The organism is Lelliottia sp. EB106-05-01-XG201, from assembly GCF_058791735.1.
Genome location: NZ_JBYTDV010000001.1, coordinates 3594401 through 3616796, shown reverse-complemented (window position 1 = coordinate 3616796; position 22396 = coordinate 3594401). Strand labels below are relative to the sequence as shown.

Here is a 22396-nt window from a genome sequence, read left to right as displayed (position 1 = left end):
GACAGGAGTGTGACGCGTGCTGGAACGTCTGTCATGGAAAAGGCTCGTTTTTGAACTGATCTTATGTTGTATTCCCGCCGCCATTTTAGGGGCGATTTTTGGTCATCTGCCGTGGTTTTTACTGGCGGCAGTGACCGGGCTACTGGTCTGGCATTTCTGGAATTTACTGCGTCTTTCCTGGTGGCTGTGGGTTGACCGCAGCATGACGCCGCCGCCGGGTAGCGGCAGCTGGGAGCCGCTTTTGTACGGCTTACATCAGATGCAAATGCGTAATAAAAAGCGTCGTCGCGAGCTGGGAAGTCTGATCAAACGCTTTCGCAGCGGGGCGGAGTCGCTGCCGGATGCCGTCATTCTGACCACCGAAGAAGGGACCATTTTCTGGTGTAACGGCCTGGCACAGCAGCTGCTCGGGCTGCGCTGGCCGGACGATAACGGTCAAAATATTCTGAACCTCCTGCGTTACCCCGAATTCACCCACTATCTGAAAAAACGCGACTTTACGCGCCCGCACAATCTGGTGCTGAACAATGGTCGTCATCTTGAGATCCGCGTGATGCCGTACAGCGATCAGCAGTGGCTGATGGTGGCGCGCGATGTGACCCAGATGCACCAGCTTGAAGGGGCGCGGCGGAACTTCTTCGCCAACGTCAGCCATGAGCTGCGCACACCGCTGACGGTGCTGCAGGGCTACCTGGAGATGATGCAGGAGCAGACGCTCGAAGGTGCGCCGCGCGAGAAAGCGCTGCACACCATGCGCGAGCAAACGCATCGCATGGAAGGGCTGGTGAAACAGCTGCTGACGCTGTCGAAAATCGAAGCCGCGCCGACGCTGGCGCTGAACGAAACCATCGACGTGCCGATGATGCTGCGGGTGGTAGAGCGCGAAGCGCAGACCCTGAGCCACAAAAAGCATCAGTTCACCTTTGAACTGGACAGCACTCTGAAGGTGCTGGGCAGCGAAGACGAGCTGCGCAGTGCGATTTCGAACCTGGTCTACAACGCGGTGAATCATACGCCTGAGGGAACGCACATTACCGTGCGCTGGCAGCACGTCCCGACGGGCGCGGAGTTCAGCGTGGAGGACAACGGGCCGGGGATTGGGCCGGAGCATATTCCGCGTCTGACCGAGCGTTTCTACCGCGTGGACAAAGCGCGCTCGCGGCAGACCGGCGGAAGCGGCCTGGGGCTGGCGATTGTGAAACATGCTGTGAATCATCACGACAGTCGCCTCGATATTCAGAGCACGCCGGGGAAAGGCACGCGATTCAGTTTTGTCATCCCGGAACGTTTGATTGCCAAAAAAAGCGCCTGACAGGGCGCGTGTCAGCCTTCCTTTCCACAGGCCAGCGATTGCTGGCCTGTTTGCTTTGCAGTCAAGCGAAACGCGAATGAATTTTATACGGTTGTTGCTTTTTTGTTCGCATGATTAGCCATGAGTTTTTCTTAACCTTAGAGGATTGTTCTGGTCTCAATTTTCATGCTGGCATATTGTTCTGGTTTTCAGATCGCTCCTTGCCTTTAAACGTTATAAGCGTTTAAATTGCGCCCCATACAGTGTCATACCAACTGTATTTGCGTGGTAAATCGAAAAACTATTCTTCGCCACGGCATGACGGGAGCATATCCCGCTGAAATTGAGTAAATTTTCCGCTGTATCGTCCCATTTGGGATGGCGAAAATCTCAACGTTTTCAACACCACATCCACAGGCAGTAAGGTTCTATGACCCATCATTTAAAATCGCGTGACATCATCGCGCTGGGCTTTATGACTTTTGCGCTGTTCGTCGGCGCAGGTAACATCATTTTTCCTCCTATGGTTGGCCTGCAGGCGGGTGAACACGTCTGGACGGCGGCTATTGGCTTCCTGATTACCGCTGTGGGCCTGCCGGTGCTGACCGTGGTCGCGCTGGCGAAAGTCGGCGGCGGCGTGGATAGCCTCAGCACCCCGATCGGTAAAGTGGCGGGTATTCTGCTGGCGACGGTCTGCTATCTGGCGGTCGGTCCGCTGTTTGCGACTCCACGTACCGCTACCGTCTCCTTTGAAGTCGGGATTGCACCGCTCACCGGCGACGGCGCGCTGCCGCTGCTGATCTACAGCCTGGTTTACTTCGCACTGGTGATTCTGGTCTCCCTCTATCCGGGCAAACTGCTGGATACCGTGGGTAACTTCCTCGCACCAATGAAAATTCTGGCGCTGATCGTGCTGGCCGTGGCGGCGGTTATGTGGCCTGCCGGTCCTATCAGCGAATCGCTGGACGCCTATAAAACGGCGGCATTCTCCAACGGATTTGTCAACGGCTATCTGACCATGGACACCATGGGCGCAATGGTCTTTGGTATCGTTATCGTCAACGCCGCGCGTTCTCGCGGGGTGACCGAAGCGCGTCTTCTGACCCGCTACACCATCTGGGCTGGCCTGATGGCCGGTGTCGGTCTGACGCTGCTGTATCTGGCGCTGTTCCGCCTGGGTTCTGATAGCGCGACCCTGGTCGATCAAAACGCCAACGGCGCGGCCATTCTGCATGCTTACGTGCAGCACACCTTCGGCGGTGCGGGTAGCTTCCTGCTGGCGGTACTGATTTTCCTGGCCTGTCTGGTGACCGCGGTTGGCCTGACCTGCGCCTGTGCCGAGTTCTTCGCTCAGTACGTTCCGCTCTCCTATCGCACGCTGGTGTTCATCCTCGGCGGCTTCTCGATGGCGGTTTCTAACCTCGGTCTGAGCCACCTGATTCAGGTCTCCATTCCGGTGCTGACCGCGATCTATCCGCCGTGCATCGTGCTGGTGGTGCTGAGCTTTACCCGTCCGTGGTGGAACAATTCCTCGCGAATTATTGCCCCAACGATGTTTATCAGCCTGCTTTTTGGTATCCTTGACGGGATTAAAGCATCCGCCTTCAGTGGGATCCTGCCTGACTGGACACAGCGTCTGCCGCTGTCAGAGCAAGGCCTGGCCTGGTTAATGCCGACCGTTGTTGCGATGGTTCTGGCGATTATCTGGGACCGAGCAGCAGGGCGTCAGGTCACTTCCAGCGCGCATTAATCAACGACAAATTGTGTAACCACGGGGCTTATGGCCCCGTGGTTTTTTGTTTTTTTCGAGTTGAATGGCAAGATTTAAATGGAAAGCACGAACAAACTAAAACGTGGGCTAAGCACCCGCCACATCCGCTTTATGGCGCTTGGCTCGGCAATCGGGACAGGCCTTTTTTATGGCTCGGCAGATGCCATTAAAATGGCCGGACCCAGCGTCCTGCTGGCGTACATCATCGGCGGCGTCGCGGCCTATATCATCATGCGCGCGCTGGGCGAGATGTCGGTACACAATCCGTCAGCGAGTTCCTTCTCGCGCTATGCCCAGGAAAACCTCGGCCCGCTGGCGGGCTACATCACCGGCTGGACCTACTGCTTTGAAATCCTGATCGTGGCGATTGCCGACGTGACGGCGTTCGGCATCTATATGGGCGTCTGGTTCCCGCTGGTGCCGCACTGGATATGGGTGCTGAGCGTGGTGCTGATCATCTGCGCCGTCAACCTGATGAGCGTGAAAGTGTTCGGTGAGCTGGAGTTCTGGTTCTCCTTCTTCAAAGTCGCGACCATCATCATCATGATTGTGGCGGGTTTTGGCATCATCATCTGGGGGATTGGCAACGGCGGGCAACCGACCGGGATCCATAACCTGTGGAGCAACGGCGGGTTCTTCAGCAACGGCTGGCTCGGCATGGTGATGTCGCTGCAGATGGTGATGTTCGCCTACGGCGGTATCGAAATCATCGGTATCACTGCGGGTGAAGCCAAAGACCCGGAAAAGTCTATTCCGCGCGCCATCAACTCCGTGCCGATGCGTATCCTGGTGTTCTATGTGGGTACGCTGTTTGTGATTATGTCCATCTACCCGTGGAACCAGGTGGGGACTAACGGCAGCCCGTTCGTGCTGACCTTCCAGCATCTGGGCATCGCGTTTGCCGCCAGTATCCTCAACTTTGTGGTGCTGACCGCCTCGTTCTCCGCCATCAACAGCGATGTGTTTGGCGTAGGCCGTATGCTGCACGGGATGGTGGAGCAGGGGAACGCGCCGAAAGTGTTCGCCAAAACCTCGCGTCGCGGCACGCCGTGGGTGACGGTGATGGTGATGACCGTCGCGCTGCTGCTCTCGGTCTATCTGAACTACATCATGCCGGAAAACGTCTTCCTGGTGATTGCGTCGCTCGCGACCTTTGCGACGGTCTGGGTGTGGATTATGATCCTGGTGTCGCAGATTGCGTTCCGTCGTCGTCTGCCGCCGGAAGAGGTGAAAGCGCTGAAGTTTAAAGTACCGGGCGGTGTTCCGACCACGGTCGTCGGGCTGATCTTCCTGGTCTTTATTATTGGCCTGATTGGCTACCATCCGGACACGCGCATCTCCCTGTACGTGGGCTTCGCGTGGATCGCGCTGCTGCTGGTGGGTTGGGCGTTTAAACGCCGCCGCGAGCGTCAGTTAGCTGAAGCGCAGTAATCAAACCATCGCCCGGTGGCGGCGTTGCCTTACCGGGCCTACGGTTTTGTAGGCCCGTGCAAGCGAAGCGCCGCCGGGCAAAATGCCTCCTCCCTCCACCTCCTCCCCCAATAAACCTTTTCATGATGAGTTATCCTCCACTACGCTGTGGCAAGGTGGCCTCAATTTCATCAAAGGGGATACGTGATGTTGAACGCCTGGCACCTTCCGGTTGCCCCATTTGTTAAGCAAAACAAAGACAATTTAGTCATTACGCTCTGGCTGACGGGAGAAAATCAGCCGGAGCGCGTGATGCTGCGCGCCGAAGTGGATAACGAAGAGACGACGCTGAAGATGCACAAGCAGCGCACGCAGCCGCAGCCGGGCGTCACCGCCTGGCGGGCGAATATCGATCTCTCTCAGGGCCAGGCGCGCCGTCGCTACAGCTTTAAGCTGCTGTGGAATAACCGCCAGCTGTGGTTCACTCCGCAGGGCTTTAGCCGTTTTCCACCCGCGCGGCTGGAGCAGTTTGCCGTCGATTACCCGGACCATGGCCCGCAGTGGGTCAACGATCAGATCTTCTACCAGATCTTCCCCGATCGCTTTGCCCGAAGCCAGCAGCGAACGGTCGATCAGGATCAGGTCTATTACCACCACGCGGCGGGCCACGACATTATCCGTAAAACCTGGGATGAGCCGCTGACGGCGCAGGCGGGCGGTTCGACGTTTTACGGCGGCGATCTGGATGGGATCAGCGAAAAACTGCCGTACCTGAAAAAGCTGGGCGTCACGGCGCTGTACCTCAATCCGGTGTTTAAAGCCCCGAGCGTGCATAAATACGACACCGAAGATTATCGCCACGTCGACGAGCAGTTTGGTGGCGACGAGGCCCTGCTGCGTCTGCGGGAAAACACCCGTCGCGAGGGGATGCGCCTGATCCTCGACGGCGTGTTTAACCACAGCGGGGATTCTCACGCGTGGTTCGACCGGCACAACCGCGCCACCGGCGGGGCCTGTCACAACCCGGAATCCGTTCAACGCGACTGGTACAGTTTTAACGAAGAGGGCCGGGCGCTCGACTGGCTGGGTTATCCCAGCCTGCCGAAACTCGATTTTCAGTCGCCGACGCTGGTGGAGGAGATCTATGGCGGGGAAGACAGCATCGTGCGCCACTGGCTGAAAGCGCCGTGGAACATGGACGGCTGGCGGCTTGACGTGGTGCATATGCTCGGCGAAGCGGGCGGTGCGCGGAATAATCTTCAGCACGTCACCGGTATCACTCAGGCCGCGAAGGCCGCAAACCCCGACGCCTTTGTCTTCGGCGAGCATTTTGGCGATGCGCGCCAGTGGCTGCAGGCCGATGCGGAAGATGCCTCGATGAACTATCGCGGGTTTACCTTCCCGATCTGGGGCTTCCTCGCTAATACCGATATCTCTTACGATCCGCAGCACATCGACGCCGAAACCTGCATGGCGTGGATGGACAACTACCGCGCCAGCCTGTCGCATCAGCAGCAGCTGCGGATGTTTAACCAGCTCGACAGCCACGATACCGCGCGCTTTAAATCCCTGTTGGGCAAAGACGTGGCGCGCCTGCCGCTGGCCGTTACCTGGCTCTTTACCTGGCCGGGCGTGCCGTGCATTTACTACGGCGATGAAGTGGGGCTGGACGGCAACAACGATCCGTTCTGCCGCAAGACCTTCCCGTGGGAGAGCGACAAGCAGGACAAAAATCTGCTGGCGCTCTATCAGCGGCTGGCGAAGCTGCGCAAGCACAGTCAGGCCCTACGCTACGGCGGCTGTCAGGTGGTGTACGCCCACGACAACGTGGTGGTCTTCGCCCGCGTGTTTAATCTGCAGCGTGTGCTGGTGGCGATTAACCGCGGTGAGGCCTGCGAGGTGGTGCTGGACGATTCACCGCTGCTTAACCTCCAGACCTGGCATAGGAAAGAGGGAAAAGGCGATATTGAAGAAGGCGTGCTGTCGCTGCCTGCGATTTCCGCCTCAATCTGGTTCGGTAATTAACGCTTTTCTGCAACGGGCATAACGCGCTCGTTGCAGAATATTCCCCCATGTTGTTCTGTTTAATTAAACAGAGCGGACAAATATCTTTAATATCCCGTCAATCAATACTCGCTATACTCAATTTGCTTTATCAGTCAGGGCCCGACCTCATATAGCACACATTTAGTTTTCTTTTAACATCTTGATTAAAAGGTACATTTATGTCTATCCGCGAACTGATTGACCCATCAAACTCGACGCTTATTTTTATCGATCACCAGCCGCAAATGTCGTTTGGTGTGGCGAATATTGACCGCCAACTCCTTAAGAATAATACGGTTGCTCTGGCGAAAGCGGGCAAAATATTTGATGTGCCGGTTATCTATACCTCGGTCGAAACAAAAAGTTTTAGCGGTTATATCTGGCCGGAATTACTGGCGGTTCACCCGGATGTGAAACCGATTGAGCGTACCTCGATGAACTCCTGGGAAGATGATGCGTTTGTTGCGGCAGTCAAAGCAACGGGCCGCAAAAAACTCATCATCTCGGCCCTGTGGACCGAAGTGTGCCTGACTTTCCCGGCGCTGATGGCGCTGGACGAAGGGTTCGAAGTGTACGTGGTGACCGACACCTCCGGCGGGACCTCCGTGGATGCCCACGAACGCTCTATCGACCGTATGGTGCAGGCCGGTGCGGTTCCGGTGACCTGGCAGCAGGTGCTGCTTGAGTACCAGCGCGACTGGTCTCGCAAAGAGACTTACGATGCGGTGATGGATCTGGTGCGTGAGCACAGCGGCGCCTACGGGATGGGCGTCGATTATGCCTACACCCTGGTTCACGGCGCGCCTGAGCGTAAAGCCTAACCCTCCCGGCGGGTCGATTTGACCCGCCATTTTCATCAGACCTGGACATCCTCATGGCGCAAAATTCACATGTGACGCTGGTGATCACCCATACCTTGCTGGCAGGACAGGCGGCGCGATACGAACAGTGGCTGGGCAAAATCATGCCCGTTGCCGCGGAATTCCCCGGACATCTCGGCGCGAACGTCATTCGCCCGACAGAAGGACAGAATCTGTGGACGGTCATTATTCGCTTCGACACCATCGAGCATTTATACGCCTGGACCCAGTCCGACACCCGTTCGGTGCTGGTGAAAGAAATTGAACCGCTGCTGGCTGAAGGGGATAAAACGGAAGTGCGCACCGAGGCCGCGTTCTGGTTTACGCCGCCGGAAACGCACGTGCGTAAACCGAAACAGTGGAAACAGTTTCTGGTCACGCTGATGGTGATCTTCCCCAGCACGCTGGTGGTGCCGCAACTCACCGGGGCGTTGCTTCCAGGCCTGAAAGGGTCTCTCTTCCTGCATTTGCTTAACGATGCTTGTGTGGTCGCGCTGGTGGTCTGGCTGTGGATGCCCATCGTGACCCGCCTGTTCGCCGGGTGGCTGAAAAAAGCCTGACCGGCTCAAAGGAGTACGTTATGTCTCAAACTGCCACACTGATCTTAACCAAAGGTCAGATCCATACCCTGGATCGCGAAAATCCGCTCGCCGAGGCGGTGGCTATCGCCAACGGCAAGATCCTCGCGACCGGTAATCACGATCGGGTGATGAGTTACGCCACCGAAGGCACGCAAATTGTCGATCTGAAAGGGAGCACGGTGATCCCTGGCCTCAACGATTCGCACCTGCACCTGATTCGCGGCGGGCTGAACTACAATCTCGAACTGCGCTGGGAAGGGGTACCGTCCCTGGCCGATGCCCTGCGGATGCTCAAAGAGCAGGCTGACCGGACCCCGACGCCCCAGTGGGTGCGCGTGGTCGGCGGCTGGAGTGAGTTCCAGTTTGCCGAGCGGCGGATGCCGACGATTCAGGAGCTGAACGATGCCGCGCCGGATACGCCGGTGTTTGTGCTGCATCTCTACGATCGCGCGCTGCTCAACCGCGCGGCGCTGAAAGCCGTGGGCTACACCAAAGAGACGCCGAACCCGCCGGGCGGCGAGATCGTGCGGGACAACAACGGCAACCCGACCGGGATGCTGATCGCCAAACCGAACGCGATGATCCTCTATTCGACGCTGGCGAAAGGGCCGAAGCTGCCGCTGGAGCAGCAGGTGAACTCGACGCGTCAGTTTATGCGCGAGCTTAACCGCTTAGGGTTAACCAGCGCGATTGATGCGGGCGGCGGTTTCCAGAATTACCCGGAAGATTACGAAATCATCGAAGAGTTGCACGCCAAATCGCAGATGACGATCCGCATCGCCTACAACCTCTTCACCCAGAGGCCGAAGCAGGAGCTGGAAGATTTCGAGCGCTGGACCGATATGCTCAAACCGGGGCAGGGGACGGATTTCTACCGCGCCAACGGGGCGGGGGAGATGCTGGTCTTCTCGGCGGCAGATTTCGAAGATTTCCTCCAGCCGCGTCCGGATCTGCCGGAAGGGATGGAAGATGAGCTGGAGCGCGTGGTGCGCCATCTGGTGGAGCAGCGCTGGCCGTTCCGTCTGCATGCGACGTACGACGAGTCCATCAGCCGGATGCTGGACGTGTTCGAGAAAGTGAACCGCGATATTCCGTTTAACGGCCTGCACTGGTTCTTCGATCACGCTGAAACCATCACTGAGCGCAATATTGAGCGCGTCAAAGCGCTGGGTGGCGGGATTGCGGTGCAACATCGTATGGCGTTCCAGGGCGAGTATTTTGTCGATCGTTACGGTAAAGAGGCGGTGAAACATACGCCGCCGGTGGCGAAAATGCTGGAACTCGAGGTTCCCGTGGGTTTGGGCACCGACGCCACCCGCGTGGCGAGCTACAACCCTTGGACTGCGCTCTACTGGCTGGTCTCCGGTCGCACTGTTGGCGGGCTGTCGATGTATGACGACAGCAACCGTCTGCCGCGCGATATCGCGCTGGAACTGTGGACGGCGGGCAGCGCGTGGTTCTCCAGCGAGCAGGGCAAGAAAGGGCGCATCGTCGAAGGACAGCTCGCGGATCTGGTGGTGCTGTCGAAAGATTACTTCAGCGTGGCGGAAGAGGAGATCAAAGGCATCGAGTCGGTGCTGACGGTGGTGGACGGAAAAGTGGTGTACGCCGCCGGGCAGTTTAGCCCGCTGTCGCCGCCGCCGATCCCGGTTCTGCCGGAATGGTCGCCGGTAGTGAAAGTGCCGGGGCATTACCGCTCTGCGCCGCCGGTGGCGTCAAACGTGGGGGCCGTGGTGCAGATGCATCAGTGTATCGGCAGCTGCGGCGTGCATGGGCATCAGCACGGTATCGCGCGCCAGTCGGGGATTCCGGTATCGGATGACCAGGCGTTTTGGGGCGTGTTGGGATGTTCGTGTTTCGCGTTTTAACGTGACAATTCGCGGTTTTGTAGGCCGGGTAAGGCGAAGCCGCCACCCGGCGCAAGGGCAGGACTGGTGAGGAAAAATGCCCGGTGGCGCTGCGCTTACCGGGCCTACGATTATCCCTGAACCATAAAAAAAGCTCGCATTTGCGAGCCTTTTTGTCATCCGTTGCCGATTACAGGCTGGAGACGTTTTCGGTCAGGTATTTAGCCACGCCGTCTGGAGACGCGTTCATGCCTTCTTTACCTTTTTCCCACTGAGCCGGGCACACTTCGCCGTGCTCTTCGTGGAACTGCAGGGCGTCAACCATACGCAGCATTTCGTCGATGTTACGACCCAGTGGCAGATCGTTCACTACCTGGTGACGCACGATGCCGTTCGCGTCGATCAGGAAGGAGCCGCGCAGTGCCACGCCAGCGTCCGGATGTTCGATACCGTATGCCTGCTGGATTTCACGTTTGATGTCCGCAACCATTGCGTATTTCACTGCACCGATGCCGCCTTTGTCGACAGGGGTGTTACGCCATGCGTTGTGTACAAATTCGGAGTCGAAGGAAACACCGACAACTTCAACGCCACGTTTCTGGAACTCTTCGTAACGTTTGTCGAATGCGATCAGTTCTGATGGGCAAACGAAGGTGAAGTCCATTGGCCAGAAGAACAGAACGGTAGCTTTGCCGTTGGTGTGCTGTTTGAAGTTGAAGTTTTCAACGATCTCACCGTTGCCGAGTACTGCTGCAGCTGTAAAATCCGGAGCCGGACGAGTAACCAGAACCATGTGATTCTCCTGTAGTAACTAAGGTTATTTGGAACGCAACGCGGGCCAGTATAGAGAGTGTTCAGGGTTTAGACAAAGAGGCACGGACAATCGTTCAGCCAGTTTTTACCTATCAATCACACTTCTATTAAAGTTGTTTGTTTTTCGCCTGCGCCATCATACGCGGATAGAACTGCCAGAAGCGAGCTTCCAGCGCATCATAATGGGTGTCCAGATCCTGCCAGGAGTCGCGCAGGGCATCGAGTCGCGGGCGGCGACTCGCCATGCCGTTCAGCACGCGCTGAATAAACGCCATCTCGCTGTAGCGCTCCAGCCAGCGCTCGGACCACAGATAGTCGTTCAGATTAACAAAGCGCGGCGGCGAGTCGGGCAAAATCAGCGCCACCTGCGAGTGGGCGTAGCGGACAAACTCGGGAAGCGGCAGCTCCGGCGACAGCTGCGTCCAGTGGCGCGACAGGAAGTGATCCCACATCACATCCAGCGTGATTGGCGCGACGCGGCGCGTTTCAGGGCGAAACCACGCCTTCGCCTCTTTCACTTCCGGCAGGTTATCGGTCATCACGTCGATGCGACGGTGCAGAAAAATACCGTCCACGACCTCGGCGGAATAGTCATCAGCCGGGTTGCCGCGAACGAAATCGGCCAGCAAATTGCCCGAAAGTGAGCTGTCGGCGAGGTGGGCGAGGTGCAGGTGAGCGAGAAAATTCATGCGTTTTGGTATCCGGATACGGCTAGTTGTTGCAGCAAAGAGGTGTGAGCACTAGACTAAGCCGCCTGTTTTTAAGTCACGAGTATAAGTCATGCGCGTCGCCGATTTCTCCTTTGAATTACCTGAATCCCTGATTGCCCACTATCCGCAGCCGGAGCGCAGTGGTTGCCGCTTGCTGTCGCTGGACGGGCCAACGGGCGCGCTGACGCACGGTACTTTCACCGATCTGCTCGACAAGCTCAACCCTGGCGATCTGCTGGTCTTTAACAACACCCGCGTGATCCCGGCGCGTTTGTTTGGCCGTAAAGCCAGCGGCGGCAAGATTGAAGTGCTGGTTGAGCGCATGCTCGATGACAAACGTATTCTGGCACATATTCGCGCCTCCAAAGCGCCGAAGCCGGGCGCCGAGCTGCTGCTGGGCGACGACGAAAGCATCAACGCCACCATGACCGCCCGTCACGGCGCGCTGTTTGAAGTGGAGTTCAACGACGAACGCCCGGTGCTGGATATTCTGAACGCTATCGGCCACATGCCGCTCCCGCCGTATATCGATCGCCCGGACGAAGACGCCGACCGCGAGCTGTACCAGACGGTCTACAGCGAAAAACCGGGTGCCGTAGCTGCCCCGACCGCCGGACTGCACTTTGATGAACCGCTGCTGGCAAAACTGCGCGAGAAAGGCATTGAGATGGCGTTCGTGACGCTGCACGTCGGCGCGGGGACCTTCCAGCCGGTGCGCGTGGATTCTATCGAAGATCACATCATGCACTCCGAATACGCCGAAGTGCCGCAAGAGGTGGTTGACGCCGTGTTGGCCGCGAAAGCGCGCAACAGCCGCGTGATTGCCGTCGGTACCACTTCCGTTCGTTCGCTGGAGAGCGCAGCCCAGGCGGCTAAGAAAGATCTGATCGAGCCCTTCTTCGGTGACACGCAGATCTTTATCTACCCAGGTTACCAATACAAAGTGATTGATGCACTGGTAACCAACTTCCATCTGCCTGAATCGACTTTGATTATGCTGGTCTCGGCATTTGCCGGTTACCAGAACACCATGAATGCCTACAAGGCTGCGGTAGAACAAAATTATCGCTTTTTTAGCTACGGGGACGCGATGTTTATCACGTACAATCCGTCGGCTATTCAGGAACGCGTTGGGGAATAAGCTCCGCAGCGCCTGGTTTACACGTCGGACTGTTTTTCTGACGCTGGAGAAAAAATGAAATTTGAACTCGATACCACCGACGGACGCGCCCGCCGCGGCCGCCTGGTGTTTGATCGCGGCGTGGTAGAAACGCCAGCCTTTATGCCTGTCGGCACCTACGGCACCGTCAAAGGGATGACGCCGGAAGAAGTTGAAGCCACTGGCGCACAGATTATCCTCGGTAACACCTTCCACCTGTGGCTGCGCCCGGGCCAGGAAGTGATGAAACTGCACGGCGACCTGCATGATTTCATGCAGTGGAAAGGTCCTATTCTGACCGACTCCGGCGGCTTCCAGGTCTTCAGCCTCGGCGATATCCGTAAGATCACCGAACAGGGCGTGCACTTCCGTAACCCGATTAACGGCGATCCGATCTTCCTCGATCCTGAAAAATCCATGGAAATTCAGTACGATCTCGGCTCCGACATCGTGATGATCTTCGACGAATGTACGCCATATCCTGCGGACTGGGATTACGCGAAGCGTTCGATGGAGATGTCTCTGCGCTGGGCAAAACGCAGCCGTGACCGCTTTGACGGGCTGGAAAACAAAAATGCGCTGTTCGGCATTATTCAGGGCAGCGTTTACGAAGATTTACGTGATATCTCTGTTAAAGGTCTGGTAGAGATAGGTTTTGATGGCTACGCTGTCGGCGGTTTGGCTGTGGGTGAGCCGAAGGAAGACATGCACCGTATTCTGGAGCATGTTTGCCCGCAAATCCCTGCGGATAAACCACGATACCTGATGGGCGTGGGTAAACCAGAAGATCTGGTTGAAGGTGTGCGCCGCGGCATCGATATGTTCGACTGCGTCATGCCAACCCGCAACGCGCGTAACGGCCACCTGTTTGTGACCGACGGTGTGGTGAAAATCCGTAACGCGAAGCATAAAAATGACACCAGCACGCTGGATGCAGAGTGTGATTGTTATACCTGTCGTCACTATTCTCGCGCATATTTGTATCATCTTGATCGTTGCAATGAGATTTTAGGCGCGCGTCTCAATACCATTCATAACCTTCGTTATTATCAGCGCTTAATGGCTGGTTTACGTAAGGCTATCGAAGAGGGTAAATTAGAGAGCTTCGTGACTGATTTTTACCAACGTCAGGGTCGTGATGTTCCACCTTTGAACGTTGACTAATTTAATAATGAGGGAATTTGAATGAGCTTTTTTATTTCTGATGCGGTAGCAGCAACTGGCGCTCCGTCGCAGGGCAGCCCGATGTCTCTGATTCTGATGCTGGTGGTGTTTGGTCTGATCTTCTACTTCATGATCCTGCGCCCACAGCAGAAACGTACCAAAGAACACAAAAACCTGATGAACTCCATCGCGAAAGGCGATGAAGTGCTGACCAATGGCGGTCTGGTGGGTCGTGTGACGAAAGTAGCGGAAACTGGCTACATCTCTATCGCACTGAACGATACCACTGAAGTGGTTATCAAACGTGACTTCGTTGCTGCCGTACTGCCGAAAGGCACGATGAAGGCGCTGTAATCCAACTTTTCCCAAAGGGAACTGCCGTGTTAAACCGTTATCCTTTGTGGAAGTACATCATGCTGGTCGTCGTGCTAATCGTCGGCCTGCTGTACGCACTTCCCAACCTGTATGGTGAGGATCCGGCCGTTCAAATCACTGGCGCGCGCGGTGTCGCCGCCAGTGAGCAAACGCTGATCCAGGTCCAGAAAACGTTACAAGAAGAAAAAATTACCGCTAAGTCTGTGGCACTGGAAGAGGGCGCAATTCTTGCTCGCTTCGACACCACCGACACGCAGCTCCGCGCACGTGAAGCGCTGATGGGCGTGCTGGGTGACAAATATGTCGTGGCGTTAAACCTTGCTCCTGCAACCCCGCGTTGGTTAGCCTCCATCAATGCAGAGCCGATGAAACTCGGTCTCGATCTGCGTGGCGGCGTTCACTTCCTGATGGAAGTGGATATGGATACCGCGCTCGGCAAGCTGCAGGAACAGAACATTGATAGCCTGCGCAGCGATCTGCGTGAAAAAGGCATTCCTTACACCACCGTGCGTAAGGAAGATAACTACGGTCTGAGCATTACCTTCCGTGACGCCACGGCGCGCGATCAGGCGGTGGACTATCTCACTGGTCGTCACCGCGATATGGTGATTTCTCGTCAGGGTAGCAACCAGCTGCGCGCGGTCATGACCGACGTGCGTCTGAGCGAAGCGCGTGAATACGCGGTTCAGCAGAACATCAATATCCTGCGTAACCGTGTGAACCAGCTGGGCGTTGCTGAGCCACTGGTACAGCGTCAGGGTGCTGACCGTATCGTGGTTGAACTGCCGGGTATTCAGGACACCGCGCGCGCCAAAGAGATTTTGGGTGCGACGGCTACGCTGGAATTCCGTCTGGTGAACACCAACGTCGATCAATCCGCCGCGGCGTCTGGTCGTGTTCCGGGTGATTCCGAAGTGAAACAGACCCGTGAAGGTCAGCCAGTTGTGCTGTACAAACGCGTGATTCTGACCGGTGACCACATCACCGACTCCACCTCGAATCAGGACGAATACAACCAGCCGCAGGTTAACATCTCGCTGGATAGCGCGGGTGGTAACATCATGTCCAACTTCACGAAGGATAACATCGGTAAACCGATGGCAACCCTGTTCGTGGAGTACAAAGACAGCGGTAAGAAAGATGCCAACGGTCGTGCGATTCTGGTGAAAGAGGAAGAGGTGATTAACATCGCCAACATCCAGTCTCGCCTGGGTAACAGCTTCCGTATTACCGGTATCAACAACCCGAACGAAGCGCGTCAGCTCTCTCTGCTGCTGCGTGCCGGTGCGCTGATTGCGCCAATTCAGATTGTTGAAGAACGGACCATTGGTCCAACACTGGGGATGCAAAACATCACTCAGGGTCTGGAAGCCTGTCTGGCCGGTCTGGCGGTGTCGATCATCTTCATGCTGTTCTTCTACAAGAAGTTTGGCCTGATTGCGACCTCCGCGCTGCTGGCAAACCTGGTGCTGATTATCGGGATCATGTCCCTGCTGCCAGGGGCAACGCTGACCATGCCGGGTATCGCGGGTATCGTCCTAACCCTTGCGGTGGCGGTCGATGCCAACGTATTGATAAACGAACGTATTAAAGAAGAACTGAGTAACGGTCGCTCCGTACAACAGGCGATCGATGAAGGTTATAAAGGCGCCTTCAGCTCCATCTTCGATGCGAACGTAACAACACTGATTAAGGTTCTTATCCTGTATGCAGTGGGTACTGGCGCCATCAAAGGCTTTGCTATCACCACCGGTATCGGTGTGGCAACGTCGATGTTTACCGCTATTGTCGGCACCCGTGCCATCGTGAACCTGCTGTATGGCGGCAAGCGCGTCAAAAAGCTGTCTATCTGAGGAGTGCGTTGTGGCACAGGAATATACTGTTGAACAATTGAACCATGGCCGTAAAGTCTGGGACTTTATGCGCTGGGACTACTGGGCCTTCGGCATTTCAGGTTTCCTCCTGATTGTGTCGATCGCCATTATCGGTGTCCGTGGGTTTAACTGGGGTCTGGATTTCACCGGTGGTACGGTGATTGAAATCTCCCTGGAAAAACCGATCGATATGGACCACATGCGCGAATCGCTGCAAAAAGCGGGCTTCGAAGAGCCGCTGCTGCAGAACTTCGGCAGCAGCCGCGACATCATGGTGCGTATGCCTCCGGTTCATGATGCCAATGGCAGCCAGGAGCTGGGTAGCAAGGTGGTTAAGGTCATTAACGAAACCACCAGCCAGGACGCGACGGTTAAACGTATCGAATTCGTCGGCCCAAGCGTTGGGGCCGATCTGGCTCAGACAGGGGCGATGGCGCTGCTGGTTGCGCTGATCTCGATTCTGGTTTACGTCGGTTTCCGCTTCGAATGGCGTCTGGCGGCAGGGGTGGTTATCGCTCTGGCGCACGACGTGGTCATTACGATGGGCGTGCTGTCGCTGTTCCATATTGAGATTGACCTGACCATCGTTGCGTCGTTGATGTCGGTGATCGGTTACTCACTGAACGACAGCATCGTGGTATCTGACCGTATTCGTGAGAACTTCCGTAAGATCCGTCGCGGTACGCCGTACGAAATCTTTAACGTCTCTCTGACCCAAACGTTGCACCGTACGTTGATCACTTCCGGGACGACCTTGATGGTTATCCTGATGTTGTTCCTCTTCGGTGGCCCGGTGCTGGAAGGCTTCTCGCTGACCATGCTGATCGGTGTCTCCATCGGTACGGCGTCTTCTATCTACGTCGCGTCCGCGCTGGCGTTGAAACTGGGCATGAAGCGTGAGCATCTGCTTCAGCAGAAAGTTGAGAAGGAAGGGGCGGATCAGCCGTCCATCCTGCCGTAACGGCAACAGCAATCTGATAACGGAATCCCGGTCGCAAGGCCGGGATTTTTTTATTACAGCCCCCACCAATTTGGTTACTCTCCCTGTAGACGTCAAACGACATGGAGTAATGCCGATGGTCACCCTTTCTTCTGTTCCCCAGCCTGCCGTCTGGCACGGCATCCCTTCCGTTACGCTAAGCGATGAAACCTTGCGTGAGCGTAAAGCTAAAGTATTGAGCCGCATGCAACAGCAGGGGCTGGACGCGCTGGTTATCTACGCTGACAAAGAGCACGGCGGCAACTTTGAATACCTCACCGGTTTTATTCCGCGCTTTGAAGAGGCGTTGCTGGTGCTGCATTCGACGGGCGAAGCGGTTCTGGTGCTGGGGAATGAAAACCTCAAGCTGGCCGCTCATGCGCGACTCAAGAATCGGGTTGTCCATGCGCCGTGGTTTTCGCTGCCAAATCAGCCGATGGATAATCAACAGTCGCTGCCGGCGCTGCTGAAATCCGCTGGCGTGACGGCGGGTAAAACCCTCGGGTTGGCGGGCTGGAAGCTGTTTACGGGTAAGGGCGACGACGTGAGTCAGATGTTCGATCTGCCCGCGTTTATCGTCGATGCGATTCGCCAGGCGAGTGAGGGTACGGCGCATTTGCGCAATGCCACCGGGATTTTTATCGATCCTGACGGCGGAGCCCGCACAACCAACAATGCCAACGAAATCGCGCACTACGAATACGGTGCGAATCTGGCCTCCTCGGCGATCCTTACGGCGTTAAACGCCATCGCGCCCGGTAAAACCGAAAAAGAGATCGCTTCTCTACTGGCGGCAGAAGGGCAGCCAAACAACGTGGTGACGATCGCGGCGACGGGCGATCGTTTCGCTTTCGCCAATCTCTATCCCAGCGACAAAGCTATTCAGCGCGGGGATAAATTCTCGCTCACCACCAGCTACAAAGGCGGGTTAAGCAGCCGGGCGGCTTACGTCGTGGCGGATGCATCGGAGCTTGCGCCCGCAGTTTCTGACTATCTCGACGTGGTGGCGAAGCCCTATTTCCAGGCGGTGGTGACCTGGCTTGAACATCTGCACATCGGGATGCGCGGCGGGGAGATGTATGACCTGATTGAGCAGGTTCTGCCGAAAGCTGAGTACCACTGGCACCTGAATCCGGGGCATCTGGTGGCGGATGAAGAGTGGCTCTGCTCGCCGATTGGCCCGAAATCAGACGCTCTCTTGCGAAGCGGGATGATGCTGCAGATCGATATTATTCCTTCCCGAGCCGGATACGCCGGGGCAAGCATTGAGGATACGGTAGCGCTGGCGGATGAGCCGTTGCGTCAGGCGCTTGCAAGTGAGCATCCTGCGCTGTGGGAGCGGGTGGTGGCGCGCCGGGCGTACATTGCGAAGCATATCGGTATTCAACTGCCGGATGAGGTGTTGCCGATGTCTAACACCGTGGGCTATTTGCGTCCGTGGCTGCTGGATCAGGGGCGGGCGCTGGTCTGCAAATAGCAAAAAGCCAGCATTGAGCTGGCTTTTGATGCCGGATGGCGCTTCGCTTATCCGGCCTACGGTTCGTGCGGTTGGGATTAGAAGTTGTAACCCACAACCAGGTAACCACCCCAACCGGTAGAACGGACGCTGAAATCACCGTCGCCGAAGTTCAGGCTTGCGTCGTCGTTCCACTGACCACCGTTGTGCCAGTAACGCGCAACTACGGAGTAGTGCCAGTGATCGTAGTTCAGCGCCAGGATGTGGCTGGACGCGATAGAGTTGCTGGTGCGCGCCTGCTTACCGTTGTTGTCGATGAAGTTGTCATCGCCCAGATCGGAACCCCAGTCGAAGTTGGTGAAGCCGATATAGCTCAGGTTACCGCCCCATAGCTGGGTGATCGGCACAAAGTATTTCACTTTGAAACGGTAGCCATCCCACTCGTTTTCGTTAGACGCACCGTAGTTCTGCCACTGGTATTTTGCATACACGTTCATGGACAGGCTCATCGGCAGACCGGTGTCAATGTCCGTACCCAGACCCATGTACCAGGTGCTCTGACGACCGGATTTGTTGCGGCCCATATCGTAGATGTAGTTGTTCGCCACATACCACTCTTTGAACGGACCGAAGCTCAGGTCTGCGCCTGTCAGCTTGTCGATAGAGAAGCGTGGTTCAATTTCCATGAACAGCGGAGAACCGTGGTTCCAGATACCTTTCGCGTCGGTGTTACCACCGAAGAAGACCGGGGCATCGGCGTAACCGTAGAAATCAAACCAGTCTTTCTTGGCGAAAGCTTCGTATTCCAGGTAGGTATCGTTGCGGATCTGCGGTCCGAAGCGGGTGTGGTAGCTGCCTACCACGTTGACGCTCTGGTGCCACCAGTCGGAAACATATTCAGGTTTTGAATTTTCTGCTGCGTTAACAGCGAAAGAGGAAGAAAGTGCCAGAACTGCACCGGCTGCTAATAATGTTTTTTTCATAATCATGCCACTGATTGAAAATCCCTTCCGGGATGTGAAAGATGCGCGATTTGCGTTTCTAAATATTTCGTGTTTCTGCGGAGCCTATTATAGGAATCCCTGCTCACAAAAATATGTGTTGTTTCACATATCTCTCATGCGCGTAATCGATTGCGTTCACGTTTGCGTACTTTAAACGGCGGGGATTGTAACGGCAATCATTCATGTTGCCAATATTTGCGGAATGTAAGGGAGAGCGGAACGCGGTAAACGTTCCGCTGGAAGATGTTACTGAACGGCGGGCTGGATATCGTGGATGCGGATGAAACCTAACTGTTCCGGCGTTGTGCCGTTCAATTGCAGCGGGATATCGACATCGCTCGGTGCCAGCACGCTGGCCGGAGCCGTCACCAGCTGATTCTGCACGTTCACTTCCTGATAACTCTCGGTCGTGCCCTGCAGCTGACCCCATTCTACAGTACCGCTAAACGCCGGGAGCGGATCGTTGGACTGGCCCTGAATACGCAGCGTTGCGCGCGTGCCGTCGGCGTTTGGTGCGACGTTCACCAGCGACATGCGCAGCGTGCCGATCTGACTTTTCAGCAGGGCAGGCGTGTTCGCGCCCGGCAGCAGGTACACACCGCTGCTGGATTTGGCATTCAGCGCGTTTTGCTGGGTGATCTTGATCGTCTCCTGGTTCAGCTTAGTCATCGCCGTATTAAGCGTGTTCACGCTCTGTTTCATCTGGCGAACTTCGCTTTGCTGCGCGCAGGCGCTGAGGGTGAAGAGACTTCCCACCACGAGAATTCTTAGGTAACGTCTTGTCATTGCGTTTAATTCCCTGAAATAACGGATTGTCCTAATGGTAGTCAGGAACACGCCGTCAGGTATAGATCCTTTGTCTCAAAAACGCTCTTCCTTTGTTGTGGGCCCAGTTCGGGGTAAAATAGAGTTCAGTTAACCAGATAGCCAGGACACCGTATGCATTGCCCATTCTGTTCCGCTGTGGATACCAAAGTAATCGACTCCCGTCTTGTAGGTGAAGGCTCCTCGGTCCGCCGTCGTCGGCAGTGTCTGGTGTGCAACGAACGTTTCACCACCTTCGAGGTGGCAGAGCTGGTGATGCCGCGCGTGGTGAAAAGTAACGATGTGCGCGAGCCGTTCAACGAAGAGAAACTGCGCAGAGGGATGTTAAAAGCACTGGAAAAACGGCCAGTCAGCGCAGATGACGTCGAAATGGCGCTTAACCACATTAAATCGCACCTGCGTGGCACCGGCGAACGCGAAGTGCCGAGCAAAATGATCGGCAACCTGGTGATGGAGCAGCTTAAAAAGCTCGATAAAGTGGCCTACATCCGCTTCGCGTCTGTCTATCGCAGCTTCGAAGACATCAAAGAATTCGGCGAAGAGATCGCCCGCCTACAGGATTAAGCCCATGCAGGATGAGATTTACATGGCGCGAGCGATGAAGCTCGCGCAGCGCGGACGATTCACCACCCATCCCAATCCGAACGTTGGCTGCGTCATTGTCAAAGACGGCGAGATCGTCGGCGAAGGTTTTCACTATCGCGCCGGTGAGCCGCATGCCGAAGTTCACGCGCTACGTAAGGCGGGCGAAAAAGCCCGCGGCGCGACGGCCTATGTGACGCTGGAGCCCTGCAGCCATCACGGGCGCACGCCGCCGTGCTGCGAAGCGCTAATCGCGGCGGGCGTGGCGCGGGTCGTCACCTCGATGCAGGACCCGAACCCGCAGGTGGCTGGGCGCGGACTGTATCGTCTGCAGCAAGAGGGGATCGACGTCAGCCACGGGCTGATGATGAACGATGCCGAGGCGCTGAATAAAGGTTTTCTCAAGCGGATGCGGACCGGTTTTCCGTACATCCAGCTGAAGCTGGGCGCATCCGTCGATGGCCGTACGGCGATGGCCAGCGGTGAAAGCCAGTGGATCACTTCTCCGCAGGCAAGGCGCGATGTGCAACGTCTGCGCGCGCAAAGCCATGCTATTCTCACCAGCAGTGAAACGGTGCTGGCAGATGATCCGGCGATGACCGTGCGCTGGGACGAGCTCGACGCCGACACCCAGGCGCTCTATCCGCAAGAGAATCTGCGCCAGCCGCTGCGTATTGTGCTGGATCGTCAGAATCGCGTCACACCCGCGCACCGCATCGTGCAGCAGCCGGGCGAGACCTGGATTGCGCGCACTCAGGAAGATGGCCGCGAATGGCCGGAAACCGTGCGCAGTTTCATGGTGCCAGAGCATAACGGCCACATCGATTTAGTGGTGATGATGATGCTGCTCGGCAAACAGCAGGTGAACAGCATCTGGGTCGAAGCTGGCCCGACGCTTGCCGGTGCGCTGTTGCAGGCAGGGCTGGTGGATGAACTGATTATCTACGTTGCGCCTAAACTGTTAGGTGACGATGCGCGCGGCCTGTTTGTGCTGCCCGGCCTTGAAAAACTGGCCGACGCACCGCAGCTCAAATTTAGCGAAATTAGGCAGGTTGGCCCGGACGTGTGCCTGCATTTAACCCCTGCGTGAGGCTTTCTGAAATAGAGAAGCAGTGCGCGAAGTATTATGATAAAATCCGCCCCCCTGCGGGGCCAAATGAACCCGTAAAGGAAGAGTATGAATATTATTGAAGCTGCTGTTGCTACCCCGGACGCTCGCGTCGCCATCACTATTGCGCGTTTCAACAACTTCATCAACGACAGCCTGCTGGACGGTGCGATTGACGCCCTGAAACGTATTGGCCAGGTTAAAGATGACAATATTACCGTTGTTTGGGTTCCAGGTGCCTACGAACTGCCGTTGGCAGCGGGCGCTTTGGCGAAAACCGGTAAATACGACGCGGTGATTGCGCTGGGTACGGTCATTCGTGGCGGCACTGCTCACTTCGAATACGTGGCGGGTGGTGCAAGCAATGGTCTGGCGCACGTGGCACAGGATTCTGAAATCCCTGTCGCATTCGGCGTACTGACCACCGAAAGTATTGAACAAGCCATCGAACGCGCTGGCACCAAAGCCGGTAACAAAGGTGCAGAAGCTGCACTGACCGCGCTGGAAATGATCAACGTATTGAAAGCCATTAAGGCCTGAT

Annotated in this window: 20 protein-coding genes; 16 read left to right on the top strand and 4 right to left on the bottom strand. The window is 56.4% G+C overall.

Features of this window, described 5'->3' with window-relative positions:
* Positions 1-16: 16 nt before the first annotated feature.
* The 7 genes from phoR to AC3WS9_RS16935 all read left to right on the top strand — a co-directional run bounded on the left by phoR (position 17) and on the right by AC3WS9_RS16935 (position 9827).
* Positions 17-1312 carry a phosphate regulon sensor histidine kinase PhoR gene (gene phoR / locus AC3WS9_RS16965; protein WP_282492653.1) on the top strand — a complete coding sequence of 432 codons (1296 nt, stop codon included), beginning with the start codon at positions 17-19 and terminating at the stop codon, positions 1310-1312.
* A gap of 409 nt (positions 1313-1721) precedes the next feature.
* Positions 1722-3041, top strand: a complete 1320-nt coding sequence (gene brnQ, locus AC3WS9_RS16960; RefSeq protein ID WP_282492652.1) for a branched-chain amino acid transporter carrier protein BrnQ — start codon at positions 1722-1724, stop codon at positions 3039-3041.
* Positions 3042-3119: 78 nt separating this feature from the next.
* The gene (gene proY / locus AC3WS9_RS16955; RefSeq protein ID WP_282492651.1) at positions 3120-4493 is read left to right on the top strand and encodes a proline-specific permease ProY; all 1374 of its coding nucleotides are present in this window, start codon (positions 3120-3122) and stop codon (positions 4491-4493) included.
* A 186-nt stretch (positions 4494-4679) separates the two neighbouring features.
* Positions 4680-6497: a maltodextrin glucosidase gene (gene malZ / locus AC3WS9_RS16950; protein ID WP_492489464.1), complete on the top strand. Its 1818-nt coding sequence runs from the start codon at positions 4680-4682 to the stop codon at positions 6495-6497.
* 200 nt (positions 6498-6697) lie between these two features.
* A complete protein-coding gene (locus AC3WS9_RS16945; protein ID WP_095280967.1) occupies positions 6698-7339 on the top strand; it encodes a hydrolase in 642 nt (213 codons plus the stop codon).
* 53 nt (positions 7340-7392) lie between these two features.
* Positions 7393-7938: an antibiotic biosynthesis monooxygenase gene (locus AC3WS9_RS16940; protein WP_282492649.1), complete on the top strand. Its 546-nt coding sequence runs from the start codon at positions 7393-7395 to the stop codon at positions 7936-7938.
* A 20-nt stretch (positions 7939-7958) separates the two neighbouring features.
* On the top strand, positions 7959-9827 hold the full coding sequence (locus AC3WS9_RS16935; RefSeq protein WP_282492648.1) for an amidohydrolase: 1869 nt from the start codon (positions 7959-7961) through the stop codon (positions 9825-9827).
* 169 nt (positions 9828-9996) lie between these two features.
* Here the strand turns inward: AC3WS9_RS16935 and AC3WS9_RS16930 are convergent, their stop codons facing one another.
* Together AC3WS9_RS16930 and acpH are read right to left on the bottom strand one after the other, a co-directional pair.
* On the bottom strand, positions 9997-10599 hold the full coding sequence (locus AC3WS9_RS16930) for a peroxiredoxin (protein ID WP_282492647.1): 603 nt from the start codon (positions 10597-10599) through the stop codon (positions 9997-9999).
* 127 nt (positions 10600-10726) lie between these two features.
* Positions 10727-11308 (bottom strand): ACP phosphodiesterase, encoded by a 582-nt coding sequence (gene acpH / locus AC3WS9_RS16925; RefSeq protein ID WP_492489460.1) that lies wholly within the window; start codon positions 11306-11308, stop codon positions 10727-10729.
* Positions 11309-11399: 91 nt separating this feature from the next.
* On the opposite strand from acpH, the gene queA reads away from it, so the two are divergent.
* From queA to AC3WS9_RS16895, 6 genes are all read left to right on the top strand, one after another.
* A complete protein-coding gene (gene queA / locus AC3WS9_RS16920; protein ID WP_285150170.1) occupies positions 11400-12470 on the top strand; it encodes a tRNA preQ1(34) S-adenosylmethionine ribosyltransferase-isomerase QueA in 1071 nt (356 codons plus the stop codon).
* A gap of 54 nt (positions 12471-12524) precedes the next feature.
* The gene (gene tgt / locus AC3WS9_RS16915; RefSeq protein ID WP_100777432.1) at positions 12525-13652 is read left to right on the top strand and encodes a tRNA guanosine(34) transglycosylase Tgt; all 1128 of its coding nucleotides are present in this window, start codon (positions 12525-12527) and stop codon (positions 13650-13652) included.
* Between the two features lie 21 nt (positions 13653-13673).
* Positions 13674-14006 carry a preprotein translocase subunit YajC gene (yajC, locus tag AC3WS9_RS16910; protein ID WP_064325012.1) on the top strand — a complete coding sequence of 111 codons (333 nt, stop codon included), beginning with the start codon at positions 13674-13676 and terminating at the stop codon, positions 14004-14006.
* Positions 14007-14032: 26 nt separating this feature from the next.
* On the top strand, positions 14033-15880 hold the full coding sequence (gene secD, locus AC3WS9_RS16905; RefSeq protein ID WP_282492644.1) for a protein translocase subunit SecD: 1848 nt from the start codon (positions 14033-14035) through the stop codon (positions 15878-15880).
* Between the two features lie 10 nt (positions 15881-15890).
* Entirely contained in the window at positions 15891-16862 is a 972-nt protein-coding gene (gene secF, locus AC3WS9_RS16900) for a protein translocase subunit SecF (RefSeq protein WP_282492643.1), read from the top strand.
* 109 nt (positions 16863-16971) lie between these two features.
* A complete protein-coding gene (locus tag AC3WS9_RS16895; RefSeq protein ID WP_492489456.1) occupies positions 16972-18357 on the top strand; it encodes a M24 family metallopeptidase in 1386 nt (461 codons plus the stop codon).
* A gap of 77 nt (positions 18358-18434) precedes the next feature.
* Here AC3WS9_RS16895 and AC3WS9_RS16890 read toward each other — a convergent pair whose 3' ends face one another.
* A complete protein-coding gene (locus AC3WS9_RS16890; protein WP_285145227.1) occupies positions 18435-19319 on the bottom strand; it encodes a nucleoside-specific channel-forming protein Tsx in 885 nt (294 codons plus the stop codon).
* 267 nt (positions 19320-19586) lie between these two features.
* On the bottom strand, positions 19587-20126 hold the full coding sequence (locus AC3WS9_RS16885; RefSeq protein WP_492489454.1) for a SadB/YajI family lipoprotein: 540 nt from the start codon (positions 20124-20126) through the stop codon (positions 19587-19589).
* A 153-nt stretch (positions 20127-20279) separates the two neighbouring features.
* Here AC3WS9_RS16885 and nrdR point away from each other — a divergent pair, with 153 nt between their 5' ends.
* From nrdR to ribH, 3 genes are all read left to right on the top strand, one after another.
* Positions 20280-20729 (top strand): transcriptional regulator NrdR, encoded by a 450-nt coding sequence (nrdR, locus tag AC3WS9_RS16880; protein WP_064325018.1) that lies wholly within the window; start codon positions 20280-20282, stop codon positions 20727-20729.
* Between the two features lie 4 nt (positions 20730-20733).
* On the top strand, positions 20734-21837 hold the full coding sequence (gene ribD / locus AC3WS9_RS16875) for a bifunctional diaminohydroxyphosphoribosylaminopyrimidine deaminase/5-amino-6-(5-phosphoribosylamino)uracil reductase RibD (protein ID WP_492489451.1): 1104 nt from the start codon (positions 20734-20736) through the stop codon (positions 21835-21837).
* Positions 21838-21924: 87 nt separating this feature from the next.
* A complete protein-coding gene (gene ribH, locus AC3WS9_RS16870; protein ID WP_095280979.1) occupies positions 21925-22395 on the top strand; it encodes a 6,7-dimethyl-8-ribityllumazine synthase in 471 nt (156 codons plus the stop codon).
* Position 22396 lies beyond the last annotated feature (1 nt).

Coding starts and splice junctions, on each gene's coding strand:
- AC3WS9_RS16890 (WP_285145227.1), bottom strand. CDS start 19,319: ATGAAAAAAACATTATTAGCAGCCGGTGCAGTTCTGGCACTTTCTTCC.
- queA (WP_285150170.1), top strand. CDS start 11,400: ATGCGCGTCGCCGATTTCTCCTTTGAATTACCTGAATCCCTGATTGCC.
- brnQ (WP_282492652.1), top strand. CDS start 1,722: ATGACCCATCATTTAAAATCGCGTGACATCATCGCGCTGGGCTTTATG.
- AC3WS9_RS16945 (WP_095280967.1), top strand. CDS start 6,698: ATGTCTATCCGCGAACTGATTGACCCATCAAACTCGACGCTTATTTTT.
- yajC (WP_064325012.1), top strand. CDS start 13,674: ATGAGCTTTTTTATTTCTGATGCGGTAGCAGCAACTGGCGCTCCGTCG.
- AC3WS9_RS16930 (WP_282492647.1), bottom strand. CDS start 10,599: ATGGTTCTGGTTACTCGTCCGGCTCCGGATTTTACAGCTGCAGCAGTA.
- nrdR (WP_064325018.1), top strand. CDS start 20,280: ATGCATTGCCCATTCTGTTCCGCTGTGGATACCAAAGTAATCGACTCC.
- proY (WP_282492651.1), top strand. CDS start 3,120: ATGGAAAGCACGAACAAACTAAAACGTGGGCTAAGCACCCGCCACATC.
- AC3WS9_RS16935 (WP_282492648.1), top strand. CDS start 7,959: ATGTCTCAAACTGCCACACTGATCTTAACCAAAGGTCAGATCCATACC.
- AC3WS9_RS16885 (WP_492489454.1), bottom strand. CDS start 20,126: ATGACAAGACGTTACCTAAGAATTCTCGTGGTGGGAAGTCTCTTCACC.
- malZ (WP_492489464.1), top strand. CDS start 4,680: ATGTTGAACGCCTGGCACCTTCCGGTTGCCCCATTTGTTAAGCAAAAC.
- ribH (WP_095280979.1), top strand. CDS start 21,925: ATGAATATTATTGAAGCTGCTGTTGCTACCCCGGACGCTCGCGTCGCC.
- AC3WS9_RS16940 (WP_282492649.1), top strand. CDS start 7,393: ATGGCGCAAAATTCACATGTGACGCTGGTGATCACCCATACCTTGCTG.
- tgt (WP_100777432.1), top strand. CDS start 12,525: ATGAAATTTGAACTCGATACCACCGACGGACGCGCCCGCCGCGGCCGC.
- ribD (WP_492489451.1), top strand. CDS start 20,734: ATGCAGGATGAGATTTACATGGCGCGAGCGATGAAGCTCGCGCAGCGC.
- AC3WS9_RS16895 (WP_492489456.1), top strand. CDS start 16,972: ATGCCGATGGTCACCCTTTCTTCTGTTCCCCAGCCTGCCGTCTGGCAC.
- acpH (WP_492489460.1), bottom strand. CDS start 11,308: ATGAATTTTCTCGCTCACCTGCACCTCGCCCACCTCGCCGACAGCTCA.